This is a genomic window from Neobacillus niacini (assembly GCF_036961885.1).
Classification (GTDB): domain Bacteria; phylum Bacillota; class Bacilli; order Bacillales; family Cytobacillaceae; genus Neobacillus; species Neobacillus niacini_H.
The window spans coordinates 31550-48329 of record NZ_JBALNQ010000037.1 but is presented as its reverse complement, the minus strand read 5'-3'; the positions used below and the strand labels follow the sequence as shown (position 1 = coordinate 48329).

Here is a 16780-nt window from a genome sequence, read left to right as displayed (position 1 = left end):
TATAGAAAATAGCCATCTATATTTTTAGATGGCTTTTAAAATTTACCGTTTTACTGCGGATAAAATAAAAATGGTTGCAATGATAGAAAATGCACCTACCCATTCAATTGGACTAAAAGCCACTTGAAGCCATACAACAGCTAGAAATGCTGCGGATAGGGGTTCAATACTTGCTAATAGACTCGCTTCTGAGGCCTTAATATATTTTAGACTTTCCATGAAGCACAAGAATGCGATTAAGGTGCCAACAATCACAACAAAAGCAACCGCTAAAAAAGAAGTGAATGACCAGTGACCTTCAAATCTCCACGGAGGATGGATAAAGCACATAACAATGCCACCGACCATCATTCCCCAACCAACAGTTAAAGTTGTTCCCCATTTGGATAACAACTTTACAGGAAATAAGGTATAAAATGCAAGGGCGAAGGCGGATAAAATTCCCCAGTAAAAGGCCGGACCAGATATTGATAGTGAATGGATATTCCCTTTTGTTACGAGAAGAAATGTCCCGCCTAGCGCTAAGACAATTGCTAGAACTTCATGTTTTACAGGCAATGACCTTGCAAGGAAACATATATATAAGGCGATGATAACGGGTGCCAAGTATTGTAAAACAGTAGCGGTTGCGGCATTTCCATGCTCTATGGCTGCAAAAAAAGTATATTGAACACCGAGCATTCCGATGATCCCAAATGCAACGAGTCGGAAAATATCTTGTTTACTTTTCCATATCGTCCATATATTTTGTTTCCCAACAGTGTGAGAGTAAAAGAGCAAACCCATTCCAGCCAAAAGCAGGCGAACGACGACTAGCCAGCTTGAACCGAAGCCTTGCTGGTGAAAAAGATATTGAGCGACTGTTCCCGAAACACCCCATGATGTTGCTGCAATTAACACTAATATAATACCTCTTGCTCTGGGGTATGACCTAACTGCACCCATTGTATTCATAAAAATCCCCTCCAAAACAACCATTCTATTAATTTAGCAGAAAGTTTGTAAGATTTAAAGAGGAGTTTTTCCAAAAATAACGAAAAAAATCCCTAGTTTCAATTGAACCAGGGATGATGCATAGAATTAAGCATTTACACTAAGCTTTTGATTAACAAATTCACCTATTTCATCAATGGCTTGTTTTGCTTCTGGGATTTCAAATGTTTGGAAAACATGCCACATATCATCCCAGACTTTAAAACTCACTTCTACTCCAGCAGCACTTGCATGATCAACAAGACGTACGGAATCACTTAAAAGAATTTCATCATTACCTACGTGAACCAGCATAGGAGGAAGTCCCTTTAAGTCTGCATAAATCGGAGAGACAAGAGGGTGACGACGGTCTAGTTTGCCAATATACAACACGGGAGTTGCACGGGAAGCCTCAGGTTTTAACCAAGGGTCTGCTTCCGCCCGCGTTTCCATGGATTCTCCAGTTCCCTCTAAGTCTGTCCATGGAGAAAGAAGCACGGTTAATGCAGGAAGTACATCACCAGCCTCTTTTAATGATAAAAGTGTTGAAAGGGTGAGACCACCACCTGCAGAGTCTCCACCAATAATCATTTGTTCGGGTTTATATCCAGAGGAAATTAACCAGCGATAGGCTTGAACAGCATCTTCAATCGCAGCAGGGAAAGGATTTTCTGGTGCAAGCCTGTATTCAGGAAGCAGCACTTTTGAAGCAGTTGAACGAGAAATTTTAGCTGCTATACTACGATGGGTGTTACAGCTTCCTAGAATATAAGCACCGCCGTGTAAATAAAGGAAAACTCTACTTTCAACAGCGTTAGGGGCAGCAATCCATTCTGCTGGAATACCTTCAACGGTCGTTTTCTCCACTTTTATATCCGGCGCAACAGGGGTTAAGCTAGATAACATTTCTAATCCTTTTCTTGATGCTTCAAGATCTAAGCCAGCAGGTTGAGATGCAACAAAAGCCTTTAAATATTGTTTTACCGCAATACTTTCTGGACTTGGCATTTCAGTGTCCTCCTATTAAAATAATATTTTTACATATAAATAGTTCGCTATCATTTGAAAAATCCCTCCAGTATTTAACAATTCCTACAAAAGAAAAGCCATAAGCATTAAAAATATGCTTAATGGCTCTTACCATTATTTTGGAGTTAATGTCTTAATAGAAAGGGCAGGGGAGTAGGTGGTTATGATACACCCTTCTAAATTTTGTTCATTTAACAACCCCAGTTGTAATGCAGATTTAATTTTTGCATCATCAGGTTTCTTGATAACATGAACGAGGTCACTCAATTGTAAGTCCTCTAACCTTCTCACCGTTACTTCATCGTTATATTTTTCAATCTTTCTCATTTGCCGCTGCAATTTGTAACCATTGATTGTGATCTCGGCCTTTTTATCAGGACCTACTAGTTTATTAAAATAGTCATGAAACGTGTCTTTTAATTGATTCATTTCCAACTCGATTTCCTTTTTCTTTTTATTAAGTTCGTAATATTTCACCAACATCTCATCTGAAATGAAGGAATCACTCTGTTTCACCATATTTCACTCCTCCTCATCGAACGTATATTCTATTGTATTAGCTTCCAATGAGAATTAGTACTATTATCCATCTACAATATTTTTAGAGAAATTAAGAATAGGATCCGTGATATATATTTCTCAGAAATCTTCACCGTTAAGCTCTGGACTAGAAATATTTGTGGAGTTCAGAAAATAAGATGAGGGTAGGATTTGCCCATAGTATGAAAGATATAACTCCAATACCTATTTGATTTTCACCATATGGAATGTAAACTATTCTAATCTGTGAATTCTCTCATTCGGTTTAAAAGCATTCCATCAGTTTGATTATTTTCTCCAAAAACAAAGTCAGTCATGTAGCAGGATAAATATTGCCCGAAATTAGTTTTTGTTTTTAGTAATAGCTCGTCCACATAGTGAACACCTTTTGGTATTTGATCAAGTAGAAGGACAGAAAGGGAAGCGTATATCCCACATGCCACTTGGAAGTAGGTAGCATTTGTTTTATACTTTGAAAAAATCCTTTCATTACTCATGATATTATACATATAACGCTCTTTATCAGAATAAACGAGCAGTACGCCAACTAAATCTTCACCAGCGAGCGGTGCCTCATGAGGATCGAGTACCTTCATTTCAAAATCCCACAATACATCAGTGTTATCTAGATTATTACGGATAATTTGGGTAGTATGGTCATTAACCTTATACAAAAATCCACTTTCCATATCAAACATCTTACCCAAGGTATAAACTTCTTCATGGGGCATCAAACAACCATGGAACTTCTTTTTTCCTAAAGTAACTTTAAATTCTACATTATAGACATCTTCATATAAATAAAGAGCTGTCCGATTCTTCATGAACATCGGATAGCACAAAATTGCTTCATCTAGGAAGCATTCAGAAGACCAGGTGGTATAGATGACGTTATTTTTAGCTTGTGACTTCTCCTTAAAAAAAGAGGTATCATGCTCGACGATGTAGCAGGCTTGTGGTTTTTCATTGGAATATTGACGCATAAGCTCAATTGCCATCCATTGGACTACTCCTGGATTCATTCCTGAACATACAATCGCAGTAGTATTTTTAAAGGTGTCTTTGTGTTTTTCAAAGTAATGTATTCGTTCTATCAACGGAAATCCTGCGAACTGTTCTTCATTATCATCAATAAACGTATTTTCCAAAGCGGAATTCACATATTTGATACCTAGTTGGTTACAACATTGCAGCATCTCAACTGTATCTGCCCAGGAAACATCAATGACGATGCTTGTATTCGTGTTAATAAGATGATTCAAGAACTGATCTTTGTCTTTAAGGTCAAACTGATGTAAAATCAACTGGTTTATTAATTGAGGATATAGGTTTTGATAATATTGTGGTTCCTTTTGTTTAACGTCAATTAAGTGAATGGTACTATTCAAGATGATGCTATGAATAGGATCATTTGTATCAACAACTGTATTATTCAAAATCGAAAGAATAGATTTCCCCACCCCGCCAGCACTACCTAAAATAGATATAACTGTTTGGTGATCTTTCATTTCAACACCTCGTCATAAGTTTTTATACTATAATATGTTTATAGGGTGGGAATGGATTGGATGATTATCGGAGAATAACAATATATGAAATTTTTCACGTTAAACTTAGGTCAGAGTGATAATCATAGTAGATATATTGGCACGTAGACTAGGAGTTGAAGTTATATTGAGTACATTTCCAAGATGGTATGATTTTTTCATGGGACCTTTGGAACGGAGAAAATTTAAAAGGGTCCGTCAAGACCTGCTTGAAACTGCGACTGGGAAGGTACTTGAACTTGGTTCAGGTACAGGAGTTAATTTTCCCTTGTATAGGAATGTTGATCATGTAATCGCGATTGAACCAAGTCAGCATATGATAGACCAATCTCTTTCTAAGCTTAAATTAGCAGTGGTACCAATTAAAATGGTCAAAGCGAGCGCGGAGAGGCTTCCGTTTGAAGATCATACTTTTGATACCATAGTTGCAACACTTGTTTTTTGTACGATACCGAATGTCGAAGAGGCCATTAAAGAGTTAAAACGGGTATGTAAACCTAACGGAAAAATTCTATTATTTGAACATGTCAAGATGGAAAATACCGTGCTTAGCCGTATGCAGGAAGGTCTAACGCCTCTGTGGAAAAAAATATGTGATGGCTGCTGTCTAAATAGAGACACTTTAGAGGCATTTACATCTCAGGGATTGAAGATTGAGAGTGTAGAGAAATTTTATCAAGACCTCTTTATTGTAGCTGAGCTAAGGAATAGAAAGGAGTAAGTACCTTTTGATTCCCGTCAATCAGCTTTTTTCACTTAGCGGGGAACCAAAGATACTTTTGGATTCCTTTTAACAAGTATTTTTCGAGTCGAAGGGAAGCAAAAAGAAAAACCTCAAAATGAATTGAGGTTTTTACTGTGTTCTCCGTGCAAAGTCGACAAAACGAAATTTGTCCGGTCGATGCCGGGATTCGGTATATTGAAAAAGACTGGCATCTTCTAAATATACGTAGTTTTTAATCACGACAATATTATGAAAACCATCCAAATCTAAAAAAGAACGATCTTCTGCTGTTGGCTCTTCGACGACAATCTCTTTTTTTGCAAAGCTGATTTTCAGGTTTAGTTCATTTTCAAGGTAGGCATAAATAGAATCGGCGCAAATTTCTTCGGTAATCGAAGGAACGTAATTTGCTGAAAGATAATCTTTATCAAGGATGATTTTCTTGCCGCCGATCTCTCGGGTTCGAACGATTTTCCAAACCTGATCTTTCCCGGAAAGCTGCAGCTGTTGCTTGAGAAAGGCATCAGGTTTGATAATGAATGACAATTCATTGACAATTGTTCGTGGTTTTTCCTGCATTTTTTCAGCCAGCTCTTTAAAACTAACCAATCCTGAAACAGGAAAATCAAATTTATTAATATCAATGACGATTGAACCTTTGCCTCTTACTTTTTGAATGTACCCATTTTGAGCAAGCAGGTTTAAGGCTTTTCTAATCGTTTCTCTTGATGTATCATACTGGTCCTTCAGTTCATTTTCAGAGGGAAGGAGGGTATTCGGCAGGATTTCCCCGCTTTTAATTTGATCTACGATGGTATTAAAGATAAGTTGATACTTGTTTGTCATAAAAATCTCCCATTATTTTTTCAAATGATAAACAATGGACTCGTATGGCCGTAACTGTATCTCTTTGCCCAGTGGTGCAGAGTCCTCATAATTTGAGAGTAACACATCGTTTGGCAAGCCATCAATGTTTAACGTCACAGGCAAAGCATAGGTGGTGTTTATATTATAAAAATTATTGATTACTAACAACAATGCATTCTCTGTTTTTCGGACAAAAGCAAAGATCGAGTCATGGTTTTCGGAGATCATTTCATAGTCCCCATCAGTGATTACATCATATTCTTTCCGTAGACGAATCAGCTTTTGGTAGTGATAAAAAATGGAATCTGAGTCCTTCAGGGCGTTCTCTGCGTTAACTTCTTTATAGTTTGCTGCGGTATGAATCCACGGTGTGCCAGATGTAAAACCGGCATGTTCGTGCGTATTCCACTGAATTGGCGTTCGAGAATTATCCCTCGATTTCTGCTTCAAGATATCGATAATTTCCTTGTCTGAAAGACCTTCTTTTTTCTTAATCTCATAGATATTTAGGGACTCAACATCACGGTAATCTTCAATCTTGTCGAACTTCGGATTGGTCATCCCGAATTCTTCCCCTTGATAGATATAAGGGGTTCCTTGCATCATATGGAGGGTAGTTGCGAGCATTTTGCCCGATTGATTGTGGAACTGTTGATCATTACCAAACCTAGAAATTGCCCGTGGCTGGTCATGATTGCACCAGAAGAGGGCGTTCCAGCCACCGCCTTTATTCATTTCAATCTGCCATTTGGACAAGATATTTTTCAATGCTTTGAAGTCAAAATCTGCTTTCGTCCATTTGTCACCATTTGGATAATCCACTTTTAAATGGTGGAAGCTGAACGTCATATTAAGTTCTTCATCACGTGGATTGGTGTAGCGAATGCAGTTATCGATAGACGTAGATGACATTTCACCAACGGTCATAATATCATATTTTGAAAATACCTTTTCATTCATCTCATGAAGGAACTCATGAATTCTTGGACCATCTGTATAAAATTTACGTCCGTCACTATTATCCTGAGGGAATTGCTGATCTTTTGAAATTAAATTGATGACATCTAATCTGAACCCATCAACACCTTTTTTGAGCCAAAAATGCATCATTTCATATAATGCTTCTCGAACTTTTTCATTTTCCCAGTTTAAGTCTGCTTGTGTTACATCAAATAAGTGCAGATAGTATTGCCCGGTCGTTTCATCCCACTGCCAGGCTGAGCCTCCAAATTTAGATTCCCAGTTGGTAGGAGGGAGGCCATCTTTACCATCCTTCCAGATGTAAAAATCACGATATGGATTGTCTTTAGAGGATTTTGCTTGCTGGAACCACTCGTGTTCAGTGGAAGTATGATTAATGACAATATCCATGATGATTTTAATACCGCGTTTATGTGCCTCGGCAAGGAGTTGGTCAAAGTCATCCATCGTTCCATATTCTTCTTGAAGGTTGTAATAGTCGCTTATATCATAACCATTATCTTTTTGAGGGGACTTATAAATAGGAGTTAACCAAACCACATCTACTCCAAGTTCTTTTAAATAGTCTAGTTTCTTAATTATTCCTTGAATATCACCGGTACCATTACCGGTTGTATCATAAAAACTTTTAGGGTAAATTTGATAAACGACTGCTTTTTTCCACCATGCTGTTGACATGATATACACCTGCCTATAATTTTTTGTGACTCTAATGTGGAAAAGGAGGGAGATGGTCTCCCTCCTTAATAGGAGTATTACTTTTTAAATGAAAATTTGTTCATTCCTGTTTTAGCAAAAATGATTGTTAAAATGAATGGAACGACAATCGCTACTAACATAGCTATCGCAAACATCATCATGTACTGCGGCTGGATAGAAAGGAATCCAGGTAGTCCGCCAACACCGATTGAGTTAGCCATAACGTCACTACCTACAGAAATAACTGCCGCTACTAGCGAACCAATCATCGCTGCAAGGAAAGGGAAACCGTATTTTAAGTTAATACCGAACATCGCTGGCTCAGTTACCCCTAAGTAACACGAAATAGCTGCAGGAATCGATACTTGCTTTTCTTCTTCGTTTTTACGATTGATATAAATCATCGCAAGTACAGCAGAACCTTGAGCAATGTTTGATAAGGCGATCATTGGCCATAGGTTTGTTCCGCCTAACTCTGACATTAATTGCAGGTCAATCGCATTGGTCATATGGTGTAAGCCCGTGATAACAAGTGGTGCATAAGCAAAACCAAAGATAGCTGCAAATAACCAGCCAAAAGCTGAAGTTAAACTTGAATATACAACATCAGAAATCCATGAACCGATTGTCCAGCCGATCGGACCTAATACAATGTGGGCAATCAAGACTGTTGGAATTAAAGCCAAGAATGGAACCACTATCATCGAAATGGAATTAGGAACAATTTTACGTAGTTTAAGTTCTAAGAAAGAGAGAACAAATCCGGCTAAAATAGCTGGTATTACTTGTGCTTGATAACCAATCATTTCAATTTCAGCAAAGCCAAAATTCCAAGTTGGGATCGTTTCTGCACCTGCAACACCATAAGCATTAAGTAATTGTGGAGAAACTAAGGTAATACCAAGGACGATACCAAGGATTGGTGTTGCACCCATTTTTCTAGCAATCGACCAAGTTATACCGACTGGGAGGAAGTGGAATACTGCTTCGCCAATCAGCCATAAGAAGGCATGAACTCCAGCCCAGAATTGTGAAACTTCAACGATGGTCTTTGTGCCATCTTCAAGTAGTTTGATATCACCAATAACATTTCTAAATCCTAGAATTAAACCACCCACAACAAGGGCAGGGATTAACGGTGTAAAAATATCGGCAAGATGAGCAATCATTCGTTGCAGCCAGTTCATATTTTGTTTGGCAGCAACTTTTGCTTCGTCTTTACTAGCTTCGCTGACACCAGCGATTTTTACAAAGTCATTATAGAACGTAGAAACATCGTTTCCGATAATAACTTGAAATTGACCAGCTTGTGTGAAGGTACCCTTTACTGGCTTTAAACCTTCAATTTTTGTCACATCCGCTTTGCTTGGATCATTTAAAACAAAACGCATTCTTGTTACACAGTGAGTAACGGCTGCAATGTTTTCTTTCCCACCAACGTGTTCGAGCAAATCTTTTGCTGGCTCTGTGAATTTAGACATTGTTTTCTCCCCCTAATTGAAATGAAAGTCATTCACTTCTTTGTCTAATAGTAATTTTCATGTATTAACATGTTATTTGCTTATGTTTTCAACAATCGACTCAAAACATGTATATACAAGGTATTTGATTACGTTTACATTTTATCTTGTATATACAAGTATGTCAACACATTAATCTTAAAATGGAGTAGAACTATTATTTAGGATTTACTAATAATAGGAGGTAATATTACAAGTTCATTACTTTTAACCTTTAACGCTTTAAACTATTGAAAGAATTTTCGGAAAATGCTATGATGGTTTTGTTTAAATTCTTCTGAGTTTAGACCTCCTAAAACTAGGGCTTAGCCTTGACCACTAAGCTCTCCTTTTGCCTTTGACATCTGTTCAAAGGTATTTTTTTATGCTTTTGATTAAAATCTGTATTTTATGATAAAACTAATATATTGTTGTGTATTTTATTTTAAGGAGTGCTTTTATGAAGAAGCAGATTACACCATATTTAACTTTTGATGGAAATGCAAAACAAGCTTTGGAGTTTTATAAGGAATTATTAGGGGCAGAAATTATTGGATTACAAACTTTCGGTGAAGCTGATTACCCGACTCCGCCTGAAGCGAATGACCGAGTTATGCATGCGCAGCTCAAAAAAGAGGACATTTCGATTATGTTTTCAGATAACTTCCCGGGTAAATCGGTTGTAGTGGGATCAAATATTTCACTTACGCTTGAGCCTGAAAGTGATGAAGAAATCGAAAATCTTTACAATGCTCTAAGTAAAAATGGTAAGGTGCTCAATGAGCTGGAGGACACATTTTGGGGTGCAAAATATGCACGTGTTCAAGATTCCTTTGGAATCATTTGGGAACTAAATTACCAAAAATCATAACTATGTAGAAAAAGCACTTTTTTGAGTGCTTTTTTTATGCAAAAAAAAAGAAAGTGGTGGGGCCACTTTCTAAAGGAGGTATTGTATCATGGGTTACTATAATATATGTCCTTCTTTGTACTGGCATGTAGTGAACATGTCCATAATTTAAAAAAAGATTTCATTTAGTCCAAAAATCTTTTTTTCATTTCCTTTGTGGGGATCATACAACTTTCTTTTTTACCAAACCATTTATAACGATTTTTTGCAACGATATCGTAAAAAAAGTCTCTAAAAGGAGCGGGTAGGATTCGTAAAATGGTGAGGAGCTTCCACATGCCATTTAAATTTCTACATACTCTTAGTGCTGCACTCGATTTTAAATAAATTCTTTGATTTTCAATTAAAATGAAACTGTCGATCTCTTTGTCAAAACCATATTGTTTTAATAAGGATCGTCCCGTCTCACTTTGAATAGAAGCGAATTTAAAGTGACTCTTTGGATCTCTCTTGATAATAAATTGTACGCTGCTATTACAGAGGTTGCAGACTCCATCAAACAGGATGGTTTTTTCCATATTTCACCTAATTTCATTGTTTACTACATATAGTTAGTATAGTTAAAGTTTTCCTGAAAAGGACAAAATTCTCTTGAGGCTCTGGTAACTTGCCTTTATAGTAATATTGTACATTATTATTGAGTTAGCTGGGAAGAAGGAGGGTTATTACTTTGGGTTTAAATGAAGGGTTAGATTTGTTTTCAATCATGAGTATGCTTTTTCCAGTAATTTTTATCTTAGTTTTTGGAATTATCCTTTTTACTATTTTTAAAGGCATTAAGCAGTGGAGTTATAATAACAAGCAGCCGAGGTTGAATGTTGATGCAGTTGTTGTTTCGAAAAGGACAGAGGTAAGTGGTGGAGGAAATGACAGTCACTCAAGCACTTGGTATTATGTTACGTTCCAGGTAGAAAGTGGTGACCGAATGGAATTAGCTGTAAATGGATCGGAGTACGGTTTGCTTGCTGAAGGTGATTTTGGAGAATTAGTTTTTCAAGGAACGAGATATCATGGTTTTACAAGACGACAACAGGCTAATTAAGTTGTGGAAAAAGCATGCGGCTGCGTGCTTTTCATGTTTATGGGCCTGACGGATAGCAGAAAATACTGGCATATAAAAAAGATCATACAAGAAAGACCCATCTCACCAAGGAATAGGTCTTCAAGACATTACATATACAACCCTGCCAAAAAGATTCCTAACGTTTTCTCATAGATCTCATCAAATTGAGTAAGTGGGAGGGGATTTATCCCAGTTCCGAGCTCAACGGTAAAACCTGGTCGGCGCCAGTCTTGGATAAACCAATCTTTATAACCTGCATAACTTTCAATGGTTTTAACTGGCTGGTACCCACTGACTCTACTAAACTCGTTCACCAGGATCTCGGACTCTGGAGGTTCAAGGTTTTCAAATCCCCAGTAAATGACTTCTCCCTGTGTATGAAAGGCGAGCACACGTGAAAAGTCACGCCGTCTTGTCAAATCTGCCATCGCAATCGCTTCAGGCTCGGATAGAGGGCGTTCCCCTACATAATCTCTCGGACCAGGTTGACCAGGATTCCTTGCTTTTTCCAATTCCCAGCGGGCAGGGAATTGATCATTTAAGTCCACACCTCTAATATTGGCCTTCCAGCCAGAAAAGTCAGTACTTCCACGATTTAATTCTATTACTCTATTTCTCCATGTCTCATTTTCCGGTGGTCCATTCATAACAAGACTAACTCCATCAGGATTAACCATGGGAACTAATGATAACATGGTTTGAGAATAGAGTGGGTAGGTTGATAATCCACGAATCGAACTTCCATTTGTTAGCGACAAACAATAATCATTTAAAAATGTCATTAAGATTGGCGTCGTGATCCATTCGTTTGCATGAAAGGATGCATTATAATGAACTCTTTTTCCGCCATTCCCTAAAAGAACTTCGGGAATACGATTACCAAGAACGGAGTTTCCGGTATTAGTCACGCGTAAAAATGGATAAACAGTTTGTAAACGAGCAATATCACTCATCATTCGACTGAAATCATAATGCTGCTTTCCCTTCACAAGTCTCCATGTTATACGTAAGGGAACCCGAATTATCTGGCCAACTTGGAGTCGATTTGGATTTACATTAGGGTTGGCTAATAACAATGCGTCTAGTGGAAGATTCCGACTTCTGGCAATTCCCCAGAAAGAGTCACCGCGTCTAATCTGATAATCCTGCGCAACAAAGCCGGGAATCTGAATTAGCTGTCCAACTGCAAGCTGACTTGGCTGAATTTCCCGGTTTGAATCGACAATCATCTGGAAATTTATTCCATACAGTTGGCTGTAATACCATAATGAATCACCTTCTCTAACATAGATGTCCATGAAATCCTCCTGAGGGTCTAAAATTGTATTATTTAAAATGTATGCACCAGTCTTGAGTTTTTATGTAGGTTTTGATTTTACTTTTTCCATAAATAAAAGAGTGCCGCTAGACACTCTGTAGAATTTATATTTGAACGCTTGGCCCATTGTTGTAAATAAAACTTCACGGGTTAGGTCATATGGACCGTTTTAATATGCTGGAGATTTAAATAGACGGGATCCCCTTTAGCTGTGATTATTTCAACGAAATTATTTTTTATACCGATGATTTTCCCTATAACATTTTCATTTTCACCAATATTAAATACAATTAATGTTCCATTCAACTTTTCAATTTGGACTTCAAAAGACCTTGCAAATGTAATGTTAGTAGGATTAACCGGTAAATTTGCATTGCTTAAACCATATGGACGCTGGCTATTGGTATAGGGAATTAACCATTTTAAGTGATTTAGAGATATAAACATGGTTTTGTAAAGAGGGGAGTAAAAAACAAAGTAATTATTCATGATACTTATAATGTAACCATGTAATGCTTGTTTACTTGTTACGTATATTTCTGTAAAGATTCCCTTTGCAGCAGTCAGAGTTTTTCTTAGAGAAATTTCTTCATTCGGGTTGAAGATGGGGGATTGGTCATCTGATAAAGTGATAATTTCATCAATTTCTTCTTTTTTTGGAAACTTCCAATTTTGAATATGAACGGTAGGAATATATAAATAATCATAACCATTATAAATTACCCATAAATCACTGCCTACATCAATTAAGATTCCACTTATGGGTTTATTACCAGAGATTTCAAGTTTTAAATAGGTACCAATATGGTCTTTTATTTTCACCTAATCACTTCCTTTCCAGTAAAATGATTCTACAAGAAGAGAGGGCCTATAGATGAATAGGAAATGCCCTGCTCTTTATTGTAAAATTCACTTTTTATTATTGGCACAGTGATGAAGAATTTTGGTTTAATGCTATTCATTTGCTGCCATTATAGGGTCGGATTAAATACGTCTTTGCGAATTTCGATTCGGCCATCCCGAGAAAAAGGATCTACGATCAAAATCACGCATTGCTGGTTCACCTGAAAAACGGGAGAATTCGACTTCTTGTGCCGTAGTTTTTTTATCTTCTTTTTTATTTTCAACACTGTTTCTCTTTGTTGTTTCTATTTTCAGTAGTGAATTCTTTTCAAACGTCTCTTTTGCTTTTTTAACTTTATTTACTAACTCCATTGTAGAATTTGCTGTTAACTCCTGTTTCGGTGCAACAGATCTAATCTGAGCTCTTTTATCAACCATGGAAGCAGCTGGTTTTTGAATGGTTTCTTTATCATGCTTTACGATTTTTTGAATGACTACATCTGTATTCTGTTTTTTAATTTCTTCTTTTGGAGCAGGTGTGACATCCATTTTTGTCCATTTGCTTTCACTGTGATTGTTTTGTCTTACAACCAAGCTTGGTTGAACACTCTCACTGTGTGAGGTTTGCTTTTTCTCTTCTTTTATATTTTTACTTTCATTGCTGACCTTAGCTATTGATAAAGAGGTTTTTATAGGTTCTAGCCAACCCTTTTTCTCAATCTCTGGTTGATTAACGGTTGCTATTGGAGCGATCATCGCATCCATTTCAACCTTATTGACAACTGTTTCTCGTTGCGGAGTAGTTGATTCTTGTTTGTTTGATTTAACGAAAACTTGAGTTTCAATATATTTATCGTCTGTTTCTTCTTGTTTTTTCTCTAAAACATTTGATTCACTTTCATTATCACTTTTTTGTTCTTTTTCTTCTTTTCGATAACCCTTTAATATATTTGAGATGTGCGAGATTTTGATTAATATTCTATCTTCACCATTGATTAACGTAACGAAATCAGAATCAACGATGCCCAGTACACCCGTGAATGATTGCTTATTTAAGCACAAAATCGATACCCATGAATTCTTTAATGAGCTTAATAAGTCCGCTAAACTTTGTGTTTTCATAAATTCGGTGGTAATAACTTCACCTTTATATTGCTTTGTATTTTTGGTTATAGCCTGAATTTTATCAATGCTATAGTAATAGACGTATTTGTTTTCATCTTCGAGAATGATATGGTCAGTTTCTACGCCCATTAGTTTCCCTTTTATAATTTCTTCACCCACATATAAATTTACATTAAAGCCTTTAAGTAAATCTACAGTTGATGAAAAATTATTAGATCCCATCAAAATTCCTCCTTAGGGTAAATTTTGTCGCTCCTCTATCCGAGAAGCGACAAGGATTATATTGGTCATTGTCTTACTTGTGAATTTTCTGCACGAATTACTCTTTGTCTGACCACTTGTTTTTCTGTTTGAGACAAAGTGTTCTCTTCATTACCTTGATCTTTATTTTCTTCTTGTTTTTCACTTTCAATTTTTAAGCCGTAGCTAATATTTCGGATGTGCCACATTGATACGCGGATAACTTCTTCTTTACTAATTAACGATACAAAGTCTTTGTTAATTTCGCTAATTACACCTTCAAGTTTTTCAGGCCCACCACGGTTAATTCTTACCCATTGGAATTTCAAGCTATCTAAAAGACCTTGGAAGTTTGATGCGCTTTTAAATTCGAAGTTTTCAGGAACCTCAATTCCTATATCCAGAGTGTCCTTTGAATTTTCAGTTACACTCTTGACATGGTGCGTATTGTAATAAAGCACACCATCGTCTTTAGTTAAGAGTACAAGATGGTCATCAAGAACGGCCATCAATTTTCCAATCCTTGATTCTGGACCGCCTCTATCAACTTTAATCGTCTTCCCCACTAAAGACTTCCACATGTCGTTATTCACAATATTTATCCTCCTTTAAATAAATAAACTTTTACACTGCATTTATATGTGTCACGGTGTGATGTTGTACTAAACGACGAGCCTTTTTTCATGCCTTTTTGTAAAAATAGGCAAAAAAAACGTATATGGGATCCATATACAGAGTGAAAAAGTCATAATGAAGCCATTTCTTTTTTTAAATAACTATTTCTTTTCATAATAAATCGGAGAAACACATATTTTTCTTTTTCAAACTGCTCCTCGTCCATGTTTATATAGGGGTCTGTCTTGATAAAAGGCTTTATGGTTTGAAATTGTCCTTCAATTATGGGTTTCAATGTGACCAAACTAAAATCATTTTCTAAGATAGAAGACAAGATTTCCTTGTATTTGGTTCTATATGGGTAAATATGGAGGAGTCGTCCCGTTAACGTATTATAACCACTTATAGGTACGAAGTCATGGTCCAGCTTCCTGCCGTGAAGATCTCTTCCCCACGTTCCATCATAATCCCAAGGGGTAATCTCAAACAGGTTGGTTTCGCTATTTAGATAAAGAGCATAATTATGAATAAAACCGTCAAAGTTCTGTGTACAAACAACACCAGCGAGCCATCGTAGGTATTTTTCTATATCTAGGATTTTTCCAACTTCTTTTGCAAATTCCTCGTTGCTAGAGGTGTTGATCATTTTAATGAAGTCTTCTAATTTAAAAAGGTCTGTTTGAACTCCATACTTTATTGTGTAACCCTCATCTAAGCTGGATTTTAGCTCATTTTCAGGAGAGAGTAATGAGAAGTTTGCAAAATAATTCGTTGCATATATGATGGGTCCGTCAGGAAGGTTTCTCTTTTTCAAGAGGTGTTGGTCAAAGGACTCGAGCTCTAAATAAATTCCTTTGAAAAATCCATTCATATATAACTGCACATGCATAGAGTGAGGAGAGGTAACCCCAATTCGATTGAAAAAGTCGAGAGATAGCTTATTGCGGCTAAGTGAAATATCATCATATTCAGCATTCAGATGAATTTCGTGAGCGCCTTCGACAAGATAAGGGCTTTGAAAAATGATCGTATAGGACTTTTTCTTCTTCTTTCTAATGACATTTCCTCGGTATTTCAATCCTATTTTGTATCGATTTTCACCAATTTTTAATACTGCCGGGACATGGTCGTCTTGCCAGATATCATCTTCCAGCTTTTGAAGTAATTTTGGATTAATGAAAATTTCGTATTTTAACACGTTATTACTCCTTATACATTCATTTTTTCTAGATAGTATGCCGCATGCAGGTTGAATGTGCTAATCATTCAACCTTTGATAATGCAGTACAAATAACCTGTCTTTTGATGCAGGGCAAAAGGTTAGGTATAACAAAATTAATATGAATTTTAAAAAAATCAATGTTTGTCTATATCAAGTGTACTGTTCTTACCATAAGTTAGAAGTGAATATAATCCTTTTATGAAAGTGGTGGAATAGTTAGTGAGGATGGACATGAATCAATTAATGTCACAGGCAAAGGATAATGGAGTCGTTTTATTTCTAGATAATAATCCAGATGAGAAAACGGACCGAAAATGTTTCTGTGGCAAATCAGATACTAAGGGCAGCAGAGGCAGTCGTGGTTCTCATGGAAGTCGTGGGTCCCGTGGAAGTAGAGGATCAAAGGGGTCACATGGAAGCTGTGGGTCACGCGGTAGTCGTGGAACAGGTGGAAGTAGAGGTAGTAGAGGATCAAGCGGGAAAAGACCAAAGGGTCCAAAGGGAAGAAAAGGAAGCCGTGGTTCACGCGGAAGCAGGGGTAGCCGAGGAAACCACGGTTCACGCGGAAGCAGAGGAAGCAGAGGTT

Annotated in this window: 17 protein-coding genes; 4 read left to right on the top strand and 13 right to left on the bottom strand. The window is 37.0% G+C overall.

The features are described from left to right. Positions 1-42: 42 nt before the first annotated feature. From V7124_RS16345 to V7124_RS16330, 4 genes are all read right to left on the bottom strand, one after another. The gene (locus V7124_RS16345; RefSeq protein ID WP_335416420.1) at positions 43-954 is read right to left on the bottom strand and encodes an EamA family transporter; all 912 of its coding nucleotides are present in this window, start codon (positions 952-954) and stop codon (positions 43-45) included. Between the two features lie 126 nt (positions 955-1080). After that, positions 1081-1980 carry an alpha/beta hydrolase gene (locus tag V7124_RS16340; protein WP_335416421.1) on the bottom strand — a complete coding sequence of 300 codons (900 nt, stop codon included), beginning with the start codon at positions 1978-1980 and terminating at the stop codon, positions 1081-1083. Positions 1981-2115: 135 nt separating this feature from the next. Continuing rightward, the gene (locus tag V7124_RS16335; protein ID WP_335416423.1) at positions 2116-2520 is read right to left on the bottom strand and encodes a hypothetical protein; all 405 of its coding nucleotides are present in this window, start codon (positions 2518-2520) and stop codon (positions 2116-2118) included. A 260-nt stretch (positions 2521-2780) separates the two neighbouring features. Next, complete coding sequence (locus tag V7124_RS16330) at positions 2781-4049, bottom strand: S-adenosylmethionine decarboxylase related protein (protein ID WP_335416425.1); 1269 nt, start codon at positions 4047-4049, stop codon at positions 2781-2783. 166 nt (positions 4050-4215) lie between these two features. On the opposite strand from V7124_RS16330, the gene V7124_RS16325 reads away from it, so the two are divergent. Then, the gene (locus V7124_RS16325) at positions 4216-4809 is read left to right on the top strand and encodes a class I SAM-dependent methyltransferase (protein WP_335416427.1); all 594 of its coding nucleotides are present in this window, start codon (positions 4216-4218) and stop codon (positions 4807-4809) included. Between the two features lie 132 nt (positions 4810-4941). Here the strand turns inward: V7124_RS16325 and treR are convergent, their stop codons facing one another. The 3 genes from treR to treP form a co-directional block, all read right to left on the bottom strand. Then, the gene (gene treR, locus V7124_RS16320) at positions 4942-5658 is read right to left on the bottom strand and encodes a trehalose operon repressor (protein ID WP_335416429.1); all 717 of its coding nucleotides are present in this window, start codon (positions 5656-5658) and stop codon (positions 4942-4944) included. Between the two features lie 12 nt (positions 5659-5670). Next, positions 5671-7338, bottom strand: a complete 1668-nt coding sequence (treC, locus tag V7124_RS16315; RefSeq protein WP_335491004.1) for an alpha,alpha-phosphotrehalase — start codon at positions 7336-7338, stop codon at positions 5671-5673. Positions 7339-7415: 77 nt separating this feature from the next. After that, complete coding sequence (gene treP, locus V7124_RS16310; protein WP_335416431.1) at positions 7416-8840, bottom strand: PTS system trehalose-specific EIIBC component; 1425 nt, start codon at positions 8838-8840, stop codon at positions 7416-7418. A gap of 478 nt (positions 8841-9318) precedes the next feature. Between treP and V7124_RS16305 the strand changes: the two genes are divergently transcribed. Further along, entirely contained in the window at positions 9319-9729 is a 411-nt protein-coding gene (locus V7124_RS16305) for a VOC family protein (RefSeq protein ID WP_335416433.1), read from the top strand. A 164-nt stretch (positions 9730-9893) separates the two neighbouring features. On the opposite strand, the gene V7124_RS16300 is transcribed toward V7124_RS16305, so the two are convergent. Continuing rightward, on the bottom strand, positions 9894-10286 hold the full coding sequence (locus tag V7124_RS16300; RefSeq protein WP_335490999.1) for a thiol-disulfide oxidoreductase DCC family protein: 393 nt from the start codon (positions 10284-10286) through the stop codon (positions 9894-9896). Between the two features lie 152 nt (positions 10287-10438). Here V7124_RS16300 and V7124_RS16295 point away from each other — a divergent pair, with 152 nt between their 5' ends. Further along, positions 10439-10810 (top strand): DUF2500 domain-containing protein, encoded by a 372-nt coding sequence (locus V7124_RS16295; RefSeq protein ID WP_335416435.1) that lies wholly within the window; start codon positions 10439-10441, stop codon positions 10808-10810. 128 nt (positions 10811-10938) lie between these two features. On the opposite strand, the gene V7124_RS16290 is transcribed toward V7124_RS16295, so the two are convergent. The 5 genes from V7124_RS16290 to V7124_RS16270 form a co-directional block, all read right to left on the bottom strand. Further along, positions 10939-12129, bottom strand: a complete 1191-nt coding sequence (locus tag V7124_RS16290; RefSeq protein ID WP_335490994.1) for a M14 family metallopeptidase — start codon at positions 12127-12129, stop codon at positions 10939-10941. Positions 12130-12299: 170 nt separating this feature from the next. Then, positions 12300-12971 (bottom strand): DUF2642 domain-containing protein, encoded by a 672-nt coding sequence (locus V7124_RS16285; protein ID WP_335416439.1) that lies wholly within the window; start codon positions 12969-12971, stop codon positions 12300-12302. 162 nt (positions 12972-13133) lie between these two features. Further along, positions 13134-14339 carry a hypothetical protein gene (locus V7124_RS16280; protein ID WP_335416441.1) on the bottom strand — a complete coding sequence of 402 codons (1206 nt, stop codon included), beginning with the start codon at positions 14337-14339 and terminating at the stop codon, positions 13134-13136. 65 nt (positions 14340-14404) lie between these two features. Further along, positions 14405-14950: a hypothetical protein gene (locus V7124_RS16275; protein ID WP_335416443.1), complete on the bottom strand. Its 546-nt coding sequence runs from the start codon at positions 14948-14950 to the stop codon at positions 14405-14407. Between the two features lie 152 nt (positions 14951-15102). Beyond that, positions 15103-16170, bottom strand: coding sequence for a CotH kinase family protein (locus tag V7124_RS16270; RefSeq protein ID WP_335416444.1), 1068 nt, complete (start codon positions 16168-16170; stop codon positions 15103-15105). A 319-nt stretch (positions 16171-16489) separates the two neighbouring features. On the opposite strand from V7124_RS16270, the gene V7124_RS16265 reads away from it, so the two are divergent. Further along, a partial coding sequence (locus tag V7124_RS16265) for a hypothetical protein (RefSeq protein WP_335490987.1) occupies positions 16490-16780 on the top strand: 291 nt, incomplete at its 3' end.

Excerpts from the sequence above, each read along its gene's own strand:
- V7124_RS16345 (WP_335416420.1), bottom strand. The coding sequence starts at position 954 with ATGAATACAATGGGTGCAGTTAGGTCATACCCCAGAGCAAGAGGTATT.
- V7124_RS16340 (WP_335416421.1), bottom strand. The coding sequence starts at position 1,980 with ATGCCAAGTCCAGAAAGTATTGCGGTAAAACAATATTTAAAGGCTTTT.
- V7124_RS16335 (WP_335416423.1), bottom strand. The coding sequence starts at position 2,520 with ATGGTGAAACAGAGTGATTCCTTCATTTCAGATGAGATGTTGGTGAAA.
- V7124_RS16330 (WP_335416425.1), bottom strand. The coding sequence starts at position 4,049 with ATGAAAGATCACCAAACAGTTATATCTATTTTAGGTAGTGCTGGCGGG.
- treR (WP_335416429.1), bottom strand. The coding sequence starts at position 5,658 with ATGACAAACAAGTATCAACTTATCTTTAATACCATCGTAGATCAAATT.
- treC (WP_335491004.1), bottom strand. The coding sequence starts at position 7,338 with ATGTCAACAGCATGGTGGAAAAAAGCAGTCGTTTATCAAATTTACCCT.
- treP (WP_335416431.1), bottom strand. The coding sequence starts at position 8,840 with ATGTCTAAATTCACAGAGCCAGCAAAAGATTTGCTCGAACACGTTGGT.
- V7124_RS16305 (WP_335416433.1), top strand. The coding sequence starts at position 9,319 with ATGAAGAAGCAGATTACACCATATTTAACTTTTGATGGAAATGCAAAA.
- V7124_RS16300 (WP_335490999.1), bottom strand. The coding sequence starts at position 10,286 with ATGGAAAAAACCATCCTGTTTGATGGAGTCTGCAACCTCTGTAATAGC.
- V7124_RS16290 (WP_335490994.1), bottom strand. The coding sequence starts at position 12,129 with ATGGACATCTATGTTAGAGAAGGTGATTCATTATGGTATTACAGCCAA.
- V7124_RS16280 (WP_335416441.1), bottom strand. The coding sequence starts at position 14,339 with ATGGGATCTAATAATTTTTCATCAACTGTAGATTTACTTAAAGGCTTT.